The organism is Allocoleopsis sp. (assembly GCF_036703385.1).
Classification (GTDB): Bacteria; Cyanobacteriota; Cyanobacteriia; order Cyanobacteriales; family Coleofasciculaceae; genus Allocoleopsis.
Map to the genome: position 1 here is coordinate 1 of NZ_DATNPA010000760.1, position 13,370 is coordinate 13,370.

General features: G+C 45.5%; 7 protein-coding genes. 4 read left to right on the plus strand and 3 right to left on the minus strand.

Annotated features, from left to right (window positions below; genetic code table 11):
* The first annotated feature begins 645 nt into the window (after nt 1-645).
* Entirely contained in the window at nt 646-3,123 is a 2,478-nt protein-coding gene (locus tag V6C93_RS35580; RefSeq protein ID WP_333481422.1) for a hypothetical protein, read from the plus strand.
* Nucleotides 3,124-3,294: 171 nt separating this feature from the next.
* Here V6C93_RS35580 and V6C93_RS35585 read toward each other — a convergent pair whose 3' ends face one another.
* A complete protein-coding gene (locus V6C93_RS35585; protein WP_333481423.1) occupies nt 3,295-4,338 on the minus strand; it encodes an SMP-30/gluconolactonase/LRE family protein in 1,044 nt (347 codons plus the stop codon).
* Between the two features lie 47 nt (nt 4,339-4,385).
* Nucleotides 4,386-7,487: a PAS domain S-box protein gene (locus V6C93_RS35590; RefSeq protein WP_333481424.1), complete on the minus strand. Its 3,102-nt coding sequence runs from the start codon at nt 7,485-7,487 to the stop codon at nt 4,386-4,388.
* A gap of 478 nt (nt 7,488-7,965) precedes the next feature.
* On the opposite strand from V6C93_RS35590, the gene V6C93_RS35595 reads away from it, so the two are divergent.
* Nucleotides 7,966-8,820 carry a hypothetical protein gene (locus V6C93_RS35595; RefSeq protein WP_333481425.1) on the plus strand — a complete coding sequence of 285 codons (855 nt, stop codon included), beginning with the start codon at nt 7,966-7,968 and terminating at the stop codon, nt 8,818-8,820.
* 187 nt (nt 8,821-9,007) lie between these two features.
* A complete protein-coding gene (locus tag V6C93_RS35600) occupies nt 9,008-9,514 on the plus strand; it encodes a cyclic nucleotide-binding domain-containing protein (protein WP_333481426.1) in 507 nt (168 codons plus the stop codon).
* Nucleotides 9,515-9,764: 250 nt separating this feature from the next.
* Here the strand turns inward: V6C93_RS35600 and V6C93_RS35605 are convergent, their stop codons facing one another.
* The gene (locus V6C93_RS35605) at nt 9,765-10,820 is read right to left on the minus strand and encodes a hypothetical protein (RefSeq protein WP_333481427.1); all 1,056 of its coding nucleotides are present in this window, start codon (nt 10,818-10,820) and stop codon (nt 9,765-9,767) included.
* A gap of 758 nt (nt 10,821-11,578) precedes the next feature.
* Here V6C93_RS35605 and mnmE point away from each other — a divergent pair.
* Nucleotides 11,579-12,973 (plus strand): tRNA uridine-5-carboxymethylaminomethyl(34) synthesis GTPase MnmE, encoded by a 1,395-nt coding sequence (gene mnmE, locus V6C93_RS35610; protein ID WP_333481428.1) that lies wholly within the window; start codon nt 11,579-11,581, stop codon nt 12,971-12,973.
* Nucleotides 12,974-13,370 lie beyond the last annotated feature (397 nt).

The following is a 13,370-nucleotide window of genomic DNA, read 5'->3' on the forward strand; positions in this document are numbered from 1 at the left end:
ATTGACAGATTTAAGGGTGATTACGCATCATGCATTATGTCATTGACGTGAATCACTAACTCGCTAAGTTTCATATCACCCATAACGACAGCTACCGCTATAGAGTAATGGCTATGTTCAGTGAAATCTAAAGCTCAGACACCTTATTGATGTGTACGCTTGAATCGAAATTTTAGCTATTGAGCAATTTGAACAGATTCAACGGGCGATTCTCAATAAATCAAAGCTTTTATCAACGAAAACGTGTGGTACTTTGTCAAGACTGGCGGCAATTATGCTTCTTGAAAGCCTTGTGAAACAAGGCTTTCAAGATTGTTACAAAAGATGTGATCAAGACGTAGAAAAGATCGAAAAAAAAACATCTTCCTGAGGATATGTTTTTTTTTAAATGTGGCATACTTATCCAATATGTAAGATAACGTCGGTGCATTTCACCACAGGTTATCAGCCAAAGCCGGGACAGCTAGGGGGGAGGGAACAGAGGTAAGGATGCTCCTTGCGCAGAGGCGATCGCTCATGTTCGGGGAGACAAAGACGACTCTCCAAACTCCCTTGCAAGAAAGCGCCTCTACTAGAATGTCCTGCTCAATAGTTGGTAGTCCAAGCTAAAACTTGTCAAAATAGCAACACTATTCAGGAGACATCATGACACTTTTAACCATTGACACCAAAAACAGTTGTTACGTTATTGACGCTAACCAAATGAACCACCTGCAACAAAATGTTGCTAGCTCTTTTACTTTGGAGAAAGGGACTTTTGATATAAAAATAACCAGTGGTCGCTATAGTTATGCTGAAAGCCAAACTGAAGGCGAACCTTTGGTTGTACTGTGGATATATGGGGTAGATGGTAGTACATTTATCAATAAAAACACAGGTACTGAAACAGGAGCAACTTGGACAACTTTAAACGGATATAACAAGAAGTTACAGTTGGAAGTCAAAGAGAAAGCTGTTATCTGTGCTTTGTTCTTTGATTTAAATAATAATGATAACAAAGGAACTGTTAACCTTTTAATTAGCAGCAACAAACCATCTTTCAACCCTCAAACTATAACAGTTAGCAGTAAGCAAAATTGTTATGTTCTTGATGAAAAAATTCTATCTCAACTGAAGCAACCAAATTCCAATTTTGTTGAATTGGAGCCAGGAAATTATAAGATAAAGATTCGTGAAAGCAACGCTACATACTGGTCTTCCGAGCAGAAGTTCCAATTAGAACCTTGGGCTTTGCTATGGATTAAAGATGGAAAATTTGTTTCTAATCTTACTGGTCTTGAAGTTGCAGAAACGTGGTGTTCGCTCAATGGATTACAAGACGAATTCATTTTAGAAGTCAAAGAAAAAACCACTATTTTAGGATTTTTCTTTGATACCTACAAAGAAGATAACAAAGGACAAGTTGTTCTAGAGATTAACACAGTGAGTGAGGCTGAAGTAACCAAAGAGTATGAAGAGCTGGAGGAACCCCCAGTAACAGTAGGGACAGGCGGTAATGTGGATGTCACTGTTGTAAGCACTGGTGGTGGAACTAGCACTGGAGGAAAAGGTTTTGCTAGTGGAGGAGGTAGCTTCACTAGCAGTAGTAGTGGAGGAGGTAGCGTCAGGGGTGAGAATGATTTCCGCTTCACTTTTGACCAAGAGCAGATGGAGCGAATGTGGCAAGATCTGGTACCCAGGCTCGAAAGCTCAATAAGCATAACGGATCAAAAAGACGAAAATAAACAAGCCTACTGGGAAGGTCTTGAAAAATCGATACTCAAAGGCTATCAAAGCCAAGCTAAAACACTTGCCATGCAGGTAGCACGGCTTGAGTTCATGATGAAGACTCTCATACAACAAACGGAGGTCAATTTTAACCAAAGCTTCCAAGGTTGGTCTAGTTACTTTAATAAAAATCTCAATGACCTGTTTATTACCAGAATTCCCAGAATAGTTAGTGACCAGGTTAATCTGACGATTACTGAACAAACCCAAGACATTAAAAACTTAGTGATTCAACAGATCCAAACAGAACTCAATGAGCGTGTTGAGTCTGTCGTTAATCTGAAAATCACTAATCAAGCTCAAGAAATTAAGACTTCAGTCGTTCAGCAAATGCAAACAGAACTGGAGCAGCGCATTGAAAACGTCGTTAATGTCAAAATTGCTAATTCCTCTCAACAGATTAACACTCAAGTCATTAACCAAATATCAGATGATATTGACCAGCGCATTGAGAATGTGGTTAATGTCTTAATTGCTAATCAATCTCAACAGATCAGCAATCAAGTAACTCAGCAGATACAATTTGACATCGATCAGCGTATTGATAACGTCGTCACCCTGAAAATTTCTGATCACACCCAGGATGTCAAGAATCTCGTGATTCAGCAAATGCAAAGCTACATTGAGGAACGGATTGACAATGCAGTTAACATCAAAATTGTCAATCAAACCCAAGACATTACTACTCAAGTGGTTCAGCAGATCCAAAGCAACATTGATAAGCGTATTGATGCGGTCGTTAACATCAAAATCGCTAATCAAAACCAAGCGATTAAGAATTTGGTAATCAACCAGATTGAGGCTGATTTCGATCAACGCATCAAGTCCTTCGTTAACCAATCTACCAATAACAATGTTCAGTTAGTCGTTAATAATGTCGTCAGCGAGATAGATAATCGCATCAATGTCAACTTAGACAATAAAATTGTCAACTTCCGCAATGAAGTATCTACGCTCGTTAAGAATGAGATTAACCAAAACTTCACGGAGAATCTCAAAACGACGATTTTATCAGATATCAAAAAACAGCAGTTCTACATCGATATGCAATCAATCAAAGCTGAGGTGGAGAACTTCTACGCCCGTTTAGGACAGTTTGAGAGTCAGCTATATTTTCGTATTGAACAGGGAGATACCCAGCTGTATAATTGGACTCTTGAACAACTTATTGCCCTTCAAGGTTGCTTAACCGATCGCCAAGCTCTGGTTGAGATGTTTGAACTCTTCGCCAGTAACCTTAAAGACCAACTAAATGGTGCTGAATGTGTTCATCCTAATCGGTTTACGCCTTGGGTAAGAAGAACTTCGCAAGGACAAATTGGAGCTCAGCAGCCTCAGCAACTGCCAAACGCTTAATTATCCCGACTACCGCTCCCTTCCGCGTCCTGCTGAAGGGAGCGGTCATTGGATTTTGGATTTTGGATTTTGGATTGTCCCCACGGATGAATCCGGTGGCTTGAAATAAGGAAAAAATTTGTTTGTTGTCTCGCGTTTAAATTCGGGGGCTTGTGACCAAATTTCTCTCGGTCAATAGCCCGATCGCACACCTGGGATTTTGAGGCGGATACGATACAGACTCTTGCTTGCCGTAATGTAGAGAGTTTTGCCATCTCGCTCACCCCAGGCAAGGTTAGCCGCCGTCTCAGGCACTTCAATCTTACCCAACAAATTACCTGCGGGTGAGAAAACCCACACACCCCCTGGCCCAGTGCTGTAAATATTCCCCTGTTTATCTACCTTCATCCCATCAGGGACTCCCTGTTTACTAGGGTCTTTCAGTTCTGCAAAAATCCGTCCGTTTTCTAGGGTACCGTTCGGCTTTACATCAAAGATACGCATCTGATTTTGTTCCGAATCATTCACATACAGTTTTTTCTCATCCGGTGAAAAGGCAATACCATTCGGAGCAACAAAATCTTTCACCAGCAAGGTTAGCTTCCCATCCGGTGCCAGCCGATAGACACCAGAAAAGCCCAGGTCCTTCTGCTCAGGCTTAATCCCATAAGTGGGGTCCGTGAAGTAGATACTACCATCTGATTTGACTACGAGGTCATTCGGGCTATTGAGCCGCTTACCTTCATACTGACTCGCGAGGGTGACAATTTTGCCGTCTTTTTCTTTGCGAGATACGCGACGATTACTATGCTCTGCTGTAATCAAGCGTCCCTGTCTATCCAGTGTGTTGCCATTGGCATTTCCCGAAGGGCGGCGAAATATATTTGATTTTTTATTCGGTGTCCATTGATAGATAGTATTGGCAGGAATATCACTAAAGAGGAGGAAGCCTTGCGGGTGCCAAACAGGCCCCTCGATAAACTCAAAACCAGAAGCAAGCTTTTCTACTTGAGCGTTATCATCACGAATTTTTTGTAGACTTTTTTTGCCATCTATATTGCTCTGTTTTGCTGAAGTAAGGGGAGATGGGGAACGAGACTTTGTGCATTGAAGCCTTAAATTATTGCTAGATTCCGTAGTCCCGTTGCTAGGTACAGTGGTTAACCCAGTCAATAAGAAGCTGCATAGCGCAACTCTGAAGATAGTATTTTTCATGTTCATTAATTGAGGAGTCATGGTGCGTTACGCTACGCTAACACACCCTACAAATAGAGTGTGAAGTCCTAATTTGTGGATAAAGTAAACCAGAACGTTGTACCCTCTTCCAACCGACTTTTAACACCGATTTCACCGCCATGAGCTGTAATAATTTGGCGGCAAAGATACAGCCCCAAACCCAAGCCTGTGTAGGGACGATGTTCCTGAGATAAGCTTGGGGTATCTTTACCCCGGAAGTAAAGTTGAAATAAGCGATCGCACATGTCTTGAGTCATGCCAGCACCATTATCCGTCACAGTGCAGCAAATCATCTTGTCTTCAAGTTGGGTATCTAAGGTTATCCTGATTCCAGGTTGGTTATGGTTTAAGGCATTATTCAGCAGGTTTTCAAAGACTCGCCTGAGCTGTCCAGCATCGGCACTAATCAGCGGCAATTCGGCAGGAATTTGATTAATGAGAGTTGCCTGATTTTTCGCCACCAGTGGCTCGAAATCTTCAACCAAGATTCGCACGAGTTCACCCAGTTGTATGGGTTCGCGCTGCAAAGCAACTCCCGCTACTTCGCTAGCATGAACCTCTAAAAGTGAGTTAATCAGACGCAGTTGGCGATCGCTACTTTGCATCATCCGCTCTAGAATAGACCGAGAAACGGGGATTAAAGGTTGCAGGTTAGAAGGTTGCAGGTTAGAAGGTTGCAGGTTGGCAGGTGAACCTTCAACATTCAACTTGCTAACTTTCAACGCTTCTGACTCCTGACTCCTGAGCAAGTTATTGAGTACCATCAACCAACCCAGAACAGGTGTTCGTAAGTCGTGAGAAACCGCGTGTAGAAAGATATCCTTGAGCCGATGTAGCTCTTGCAGCTCGGTGTATTTCTGTTTCAGTTCTTGGGTACGCTCTTCTACTTGGCGTTCTAAGTTGGTATTGAGTGCCTGTACTTGTTCGTAAAGTTGAGATTGCTGAACAGCGATCGCAACTTGGGTGGAGAGTGCTCTAAGTAAGTCTATTTCAAAGGGCTGCCAGTGACGAGTGCGATCGCATTGGTGGGCAACCATGACCCCAAACAACTTCTTATCACTGAGTATAATGGGCACAGCCAAGGACGCTTTGACCTGATATTGAGCAAAGTACTGCGCCCGTAAGAGGGAAATATTAGCCTGAGTGGTATCGTCGAGCGCCTCAAGATCAACCGATTCAAAAAGCGCTTTCAGTTCTCCGATATAAACCGAATTACCCCGCAACACTTCTAAAACTGAACCCCACTTCGGTGCCACCGATTCAGCGCTAATGTTACCCTGTAATCGTTTATCAAAGTGAGTCATGAAAACGCGATCGCATTCCAAAAACTGTCGGACTTCTGCAACAGTTGTCTGAAGAATGCGCTCCAGATCGAGGGATTGCCGAATCCGCAAAGCTATTTGTCCCAATAAGTGATCGCGTTCAGCATTCAGCAGACGCTCTTCCTCTGCAAGCTTGCGATCGGTGATGTCGCGTACAATCACCAATACTTCGTCTTCCCCACACACAACAATCCGTGCTTCCCAGTAACGCGGGTTTCCATTGATCGGCAAATCGTACTCTAAAGTTTGGATGGTGCGACGCGAGAGGACTTTTGCCATGAGCTGCCTAATCACCTCGGCAAGGGGTGTTGGTAAAATGTCCTCTACCTTTTTCCCAATCAATTCACTAGCAGGTACCACTAAGTCATTCGCATTTTCCGCGTGGCAGTCCAGATAAATACCATCTCGATTTAAGCGAAAGATTAAATCGGGAATCGCATGGAGAAAAGCACGATTTCTCGCTTCACTTTGACGTAAAGCATCTTCGGCTTGCTTACGAGCGGTAATATCCCGAACCCCCACCACGCGGGCACGTCGTCCCTGATAAATAATGCTTTTCCCAGAGAGTTCTGCGATAAACGTCGTACCATCTTTTTTGAGTCCCACGACTTCCAAGGGTTGATCTGAAGGGAATTGAGCTTTAGTTTGAATTACATCTCGCGAACAGGGAGCGGTAATCTTCAGCGCGGATTGGTTAATCACCTCAGATCTTGAGTAGCCAAACAGTGCCTCGGCAGCATAGTTGATATCGAGGACTATGCCGCGATCATGAATAATTACAGCTTCAAACGTAGCCTCAAAAAAACTCTGTAGACGCCCTTCGCTTGCCCTTAAACTCTCCTCCGCTTGCTTGCGGTCTGTAATATCTACCAGCACACCATCCCAGAGCAAATCCCCGTTTCTCTGTTGCTCTAAACGGGAGGTACCTTGAATCCACTTCAGTTTCCCTGATGGCGTCACAACTCGACCTTCCCAGTTCCAAGACTCACCCATAGCCGCAGAAGCCGCAACCGACTGTTCATAAGCCTCACGGTCGTCAGGATGAATTAAATTGGAAAGCACCTGGAAGTCAGCTTGAATCGCTTCTGGCTCTAACTCATATAGTTCTCGGCAACCCGAACTGGCATAAAGAACTGAACGAGAACCATCGGAACGTTGCAGGAATTGGAAAATCATCCCCGGTACGTTGGCAGCGATTTGTTCCAAGCGTAACTGGCTTTGTTGCAACGCATCAATGGTCTGTCGGTGAGCAATACAGGAGCCAATTGTGATCGCCATTGTCATCAAAACGGCGGACTCATCCTGTGACCATTGACGCTCCGAATGGCAGTCATCAAAGCCAATGAAGCCCCAAACTTTGCCGTTAACAGGAATTGGGACAACCAAAATAGACAAAATTCCCTGCGGTTCCAACAATTGCCGTTCTGGCAAAGATAAGTCTCGCACTAATCCATGACAAGAGTGTCCTGCAAACAGTGCTTCATACCATCGGCTCATACCAACAGCGGCAAAGGTGAGGCTCTGCAACTGATGATTATCGATTTCAGCCGTCACGGTTTCCCGTGCCCACTCAAACCGCTGGCTCATAGCAGGCTCACCCGTCTCTGGATGGGGATGAATCTCAAAAATATAGACTCGATCTACATGGGTAACTTGCGCTAGAGTGGCTAAGGTCTCGTTGATTGCGGTTGCCAAGTCACCGGTTGTTAACAGTTGGTTCGTGGCTTGAGCCACCCCTTGGAGAAGATTTGGATAAGGATGAACGGCGACACCATCAGTCTGCCAGCTTTTTGAAGGTTCGATGTTGTGGGGCTGGGCGTTACTCATTTCAGGGGGCGCAAGTACCAGATAACATCAGTCTAGAAAATGTAAACACTGCTCAAATATTGAGCGATTTAAGCCATTTGTACTACTCTTCATCGATGAAGTGGCGATCGCTTTTCGTGACCCGTAAGTGCCCAAGCCTTGCAAGTAAGCGCACAACAACACATTGGCATCGAATTAGCCTAACGCAAACGTCAGCGATCATGTAGAGGTAATGGGCTGACGCTAACGCCGACCTCACTCCATTCCCAGCCCATTCAGCCAAGTTACTTGAGTAGCTAGCTATACCGACTAACTTAATAGTAAACCGCTCTTTAGCTATACAAATCTAAAATCTAACAGAGGTAACCTTAAACACAAGCTTCTATCAATATCTCTTTAGATTAGATTTCCAATTGATGTAGCTAATTTAACTTCAAAGTTTTTAACCAACAAAATTTGAAAGAACACAATACTTCAGCCTTATCCTCAAGACAGAACAATGAGCGCACAGAATCATAAAAATTCAATCACAAAGCTTGTGGCGCTGATGGGCGTTGCTAGTACCAGTGTCTTCCTAAGTTTTCCAGCGTTAGCACTGATCAATTCTAACTCTAGTAGCTTTGAAGGCTCTCTCAATAATCGCACTCCCCGTGCTGAAACGACTGAGGGAAGTAGGCAATTATTAGCTCAGGCAGGTACTAGTGGCACAGGTGCTGGTGGCACGGGCACTGGTGGAACTGGAACAGGCCAAACCGGTACGGGTGACACGGGTGCTGGTGACACAGGTGCTGGTGGGGCTGGAACAGGTCAAACCGGTACAGGTGGCACGGGTACTGGTGACACAGGTGCTGGTGGGGCTGGAACAGGTCAAACCGGCACGGGTGGTACGGGCACTGGTGGAACTGGAACAGGTCAAACGGGCACTGGTGGTACGGGCACTGGCGGAGCCGGAACAGGTCAAACGGGCACTGGTGGAGCCGGAACAGGTCAAACCGGTACGGGTGGCATGGGTGCTGGTGGTATGGGTACTGGTGGAACAGGTCAAACCGGTACAGGTGGCATGGGCACTGGTGGCATGGGCACCGGTGGAACAGGTCAAACCGGAACAGGTCAAACGGGCGCTGGTGGAACTGGAACGGGTCAAACGGCTAGTTTCGTTCAGTTGATGAGAGCTGGATATAGCGCAACCCAGCAAAGAGACTACCAAACTGCTTTGAATTACTTCCAACAGGCGCTTCAGTTACGTCCTAATAATCCTTACGCCAGACGAGCCGTTAGTAATGTACAAGGTTATCTACAGCGTGATGGGCAGCGTAGCACTAACACTACACCCGCTAATCAGAACAGCCGTTAGGTAAAAATTCACTTCTCATCGACTAAGCTGGAGCCGTAATTACGACTCTAGCTTTTTTTTGGCACTCTCGCCGCCTCCTAAGCAGACATATACTTCTAGCAGTTCAGGAAGATTAGGTGATCGCAACTTTTGATGACAATACAATATATGTTTTGAGCGCCAGTTCAACTAGGGTGGGAGTAGTCGTATGGGTTACAAGCAATTCCGAGCCTTTCAATATCTCAATCAGACTCAGTTGGAAAACTTCGTCAGTGCCTGTGAAAAAGTAACGATTCCTGCCGGTCAACGGATTTTGCAACAAAACTCCCAGGGAAACCAGATTTTTTTTGTTCTCGAAGGTGATGTTCGAGTGTTTCTCGACACTCCTACAGGAGAAAGGGACTTATCTAAAATCACAGCACCGACTATACTTGGAGAAATCAGCTTCTTCAGCGGTGAGCCGAATTCCGCCAATGTTATGGCGCTTACACAGATACGGGCATTGGCGATATCCTTTGAAGTCTTGCGCCAGCGTCTGCATAAAGGCGATGCTGCCACTTCCATTGTGATGTTGAATATGGCAGAAGCGATCGCACAACGGGCATCCGCCATGACTCGCAAGGTTGCAGAACTCTACAGTCAGCAGTCCGATGATAAGCTCTCAGAACTCCAGAGTGCGAGTAAGACTCTTTTTGGTGAATGGAGTTTCCTCTAAAAAAATGTCCTCTCTGTAGAAACTGAGAGAACATTTACAGGGTTTGAGGTGCAACGCATGACACTCATGTTTGCTTATCAGCCAATCTAGTCAATGAATATGACGACCCAATGACAAAGAGATGACAATCCTGCATTGATACTCTTGATGGGCACTCAAATATTAAGTCGTCATTACTTAATTACGAATTAGGTTGAACGCCTGTTAGCTAATTCATCTTCAACTAGTTAAGCGCCCTGTTCAGGTTTCGTTATCCCCGTTGTCGTTGATTTCGCAATGCTTCTGCCTTGTCCTTTTTGCCAGCTTTCAGGAATTTCGGGGGAGTCTGGGACGGTCGCGAGCGCAACTCACAAAACTCAAAGACATCCCTGTCCGGTAGAAACCTTACCTTGATTTCTACAAAGGATGCCTGACCTTGTTGTTCTTTATCCAATTTTGGATTGAAGCGAAAAGGCCTGACTGGAGCATCACGCCAAAGAACAGGGAGGTGACTGGCTTTCATAAATCGAACCTTTTCTTCTACAGAAGCCTCCTTGATGTGGTCAAGGCGCTCTGAAGTGAAATTTTTCATGACAGTGATACATGGTATTTGACATACCGGGATGAATTGCCATAATCCAGAAAGTTTAAACTCGAAATCCTGCAATTCCTGATCTATAGTCGAACTGTCCTGCTCGGGTTTGGGAGATTCATTTGCAGAGCGATCGCTGTGGAAACCAATGAGCTGAAAAGCCATTAGGTAGGGCTGTTCTTTCTTAGGAAAGTGCATCACTCTGGGATAGACAATCAAGCGCTGCTGGGACTGACCCGTTTTTTTTATGTGTATTTTGAGCGCTTCATAGGCTTTTTTGTGGGATGAGGCATAGTACAGAGGATAGGTTTTATCAGCGAGCGTTACATGTGCCTTTTTTTCAGAAAAATTGACTTCCCCAACGATGAGCCCTACCGCTTGAAAAATGGCATTGCTGTTTTCTGGCAGAGAAGAGTATTCCTCTTCGCCTGACACAGGTGATGGTTTGATGCGTTTGATAGGTTTCATGGGTTTGAGCGCTTTTGTTGGCTCTACAACTGGCGTTGGTGGCTCAACTGGCGCGGGCGGCTCAACTGGCGCGGACGGCTCAACTGACACGGGTGGCTCAACTGGCGCGGGCGGCTCAACTGGTGCGGGCGGCTCAACTACCTCTGTTGAAGACTCTGGCTGCGTTTCCTCTGGTCTCTTTAGCGGCTTGAGTGCGATCAGCGTTGGCTTTGTAGCCGCAGGTGCTGCTTTGGGTTTTTGTGGCTTCTGTGATTTTTTTGCTGCCATGCCATTCCGGTTTTATTCCTATTTTAATAATTCTTTGATGTCTCGCTCAGTCTAATAACTCAGGTGCAAGCTCAATTGGAAGATAAATCATGACATTAAACACACAGTCACACGCATCGGGCTAAGATGAGCTTCTCAGCCCTAAATTACCGGGTGTGGCTCGTTTGCTTCGGCTCCTCCTCAATTGCCTAATGTTGAGGCAAGCGATCGCACCAGAATCAATGCTCAAATTTTCAATGCTCAAATTTGCCAATGTCCAGAAACTGAGTTTCCAAGCAATTTTCCACTCTAAATCAAATATCTAACTAAGGACAGATGACAGAACTTGTGCCAGACTGGTTGTTGGCTCACTTCACGCTCCGCCTTTAGGGACTTAACTCTGGCAACTTCATGAGTACTTGAAGCAGTGCATAGGTCAGGGCTGGATTTTGGATGAGCTACTTGTTCACCATCTGCGTTGAATCAATGCTCAATGTTACATGGAAAGTTAAACACTGCCCGGAATGTAAGTGTTTGGCTGTCAAAAGTCTGGATGAGTTTTTCGGATGCCTGAAGTGTCGGGAACTACCTCAAGAGCAAGTCAGTGATTCCCCACAAGGGGGATGTGTCTATTGTGGTAAACCTTTAATTATGTTAATGGACGCTTGCCTGACTTGTGGAAATCAACCCAGGCATTCATAGGGATTGGGAACAATCAACTAGATCGCATCCTCTAATCTCCTTGATAGGCTGGGATAGGTGAGGCTATAAGGAGCGAGATGTCCCAGAGGATTGTGCAAGGCGAAACCATTGCCGCGATCGCAACGGCGGTTGTCCCACAACAGGGAAGTGTGGGTATTGTGCGGATGTCGGGTCAAGATGCGATCGCGATCGCTTATACCCTATTCCACGCACCAGGGCATCAGGTTTGGGAAACGCATCGCATCCTCTACGGCTATGTGCGCCATCCCCAGACAAAACAGGTAGTGGATGAAGCCTTACTCCTGATGATGCAAGCCCCCCGCTCTTACACTCGTGAAGATGTGGTGGAGTTCCATTGCCACGGCGGGATTATGCCCGTACAACAAGTGTTGCAGTTGTGCATTGAGCAGGGTGCAAGGTTGGCACAGGCAGGAGAGTTTACCCTACGGGCATTTTTAAATGGACGTTTGGATTTAACCCAAGCAGAAAGTATTGGCGATTTAGTGGGTTCGCGATCGCCTGCTGCGGCTCAAGCAGCCTTGGCGGGGTTGCAGGGAAAGTTAGCCGTCCCCATTCGCCAACTGCGAAGCACCTGTTTGGATATTTTGGCAGAGATTGAAGCGCGAATTGATTTTGAAGAGGATTTGCCGCCTCTGGATGAAGCCGCCGTTGTCGCTCAACTCGAGCAGGTATTGGCAGAAGTCACCCATATCCTCGCCACTGCTGATCGGGGAGAACTTCTGCGTACTGGGTTAAAAGTTGCCATTGTTGGGCGTCCGAATGTCGGGAAATCGAGTTTGTTGAATGCATGGAGTCGTAGCGATCGCGCGATTGTCACTGACTTACCTGGCACAACCCGCGATGTTGTGGAGTCGCAATTAGTGGTTGGGGGGATACCCGTGCAAGTGCTGGATACGGCAGGAATTCGGGAAACTGTTGACCAAGTGGAGAAAATTGGTGTAGAGCGATCGCATCGTGCAGCTCAAGCAGCTGATTTAGTCTTGCTGACAATTGACGCTTCAGCGGGATGGACAGAAGCTGACCAAGAAATTTACCAGCAAGTACAACATCGCCCTATAATTCTGGTCATTAACAAAATTGACCTAGTCGAAGAAGAACAAAAGAACACCCTTCAATCCAAAATCCACAATCTAAAATCCAAAATCCTTACAGCGGCGGCTCAGAACCAAGGAATTGAAGACTTGGAAACAGCCATTCTTGAGGCAATTCATACGGGCAACCTGAAAGCTGCCAATCTGGATATAGCGATTAACCAACGCCAATCCGCTGCATTAACTCAAGCGAAAACATCACTTCAACAAGTGCAAGAAACGATTTCTCAACAATTACCCCTAGACTTCTGGACGATTGATTTGCGAGGTGCCATTCAAGCACTAGGAGAAATCACAGGTGAGGAAGTGACTGAATCTGTACTTGACCGCATTTTTAGTCGCTTCTGCATTGGGAAGTAGCCTTGTGGATTATAGCGCTTCTCAATTAGACCTGTTTTGAAAGTCTCCTTTCATCCTGGAGTGTGAGCGGTACGCTCATGAATGTCTCTTGCAAAAGTTGATTTTTGTCCCCCAATTTCCAAACTTTGGGGGAGAATACATTCAAAGTCCCCCAGACTTGGGGGATTTAGGGGGCATTCCAGGATTTATGCAAGAGGTCTATTGAATGAGGTACAGGACACAAGCGTGAAACCTAGGCTCAGCAATGCAAGCAAAAAAGCTGATAGCCGATAGCTGATAGCTGAATGCTAACCGCTATATCTTCAAGATGACTTAAAATCCTGATGCTCATTCAAACGTGGATTCACATCTCCAACTTCAGGAGGTGCGATTTTGGATTTGCGAGGGAGTACGATTT

What these genes read in the sequence shown, in the direction of transcription:
- V6C93_RS35585 (WP_333481423.1), bottom strand. Translation starts at nt 4,338, where the DNA reads ATGACTCCTCAATTAATGAACATGAAAAATACTATCTTCAGAGTTGCG.
- V6C93_RS35590 (WP_333481424.1), bottom strand. Translation starts at nt 7,487, where the DNA reads ATGAGTAACGCCCAGCCCCACAACATCGAACCTTCAAAAAGCTGGCAG.
- V6C93_RS35595 (WP_333481425.1), top strand. Translation starts at nt 7,966, where the DNA reads ATGAGCGCACAGAATCATAAAAATTCAATCACAAAGCTTGTGGCGCTG.
- V6C93_RS35605 (WP_333481427.1), bottom strand. Translation starts at nt 10,820, where the DNA reads ATGGCAGCAAAAAAATCACAGAAGCCACAAAAACCCAAAGCAGCACCT.
- V6C93_RS35600 (WP_333481426.1), top strand. Translation starts at nt 9,008, where the DNA reads ATGGGTTACAAGCAATTCCGAGCCTTTCAATATCTCAATCAGACTCAG.
- mnmE (WP_333481428.1), top strand. Translation starts at nt 11,579, where the DNA reads ATGTCCCAGAGGATTGTGCAAGGCGAAACCATTGCCGCGATCGCAACG.
- V6C93_RS35580 (WP_333481422.1), top strand. Translation starts at nt 646, where the DNA reads ATGACACTTTTAACCATTGACACCAAAAACAGTTGTTACGTTATTGAC.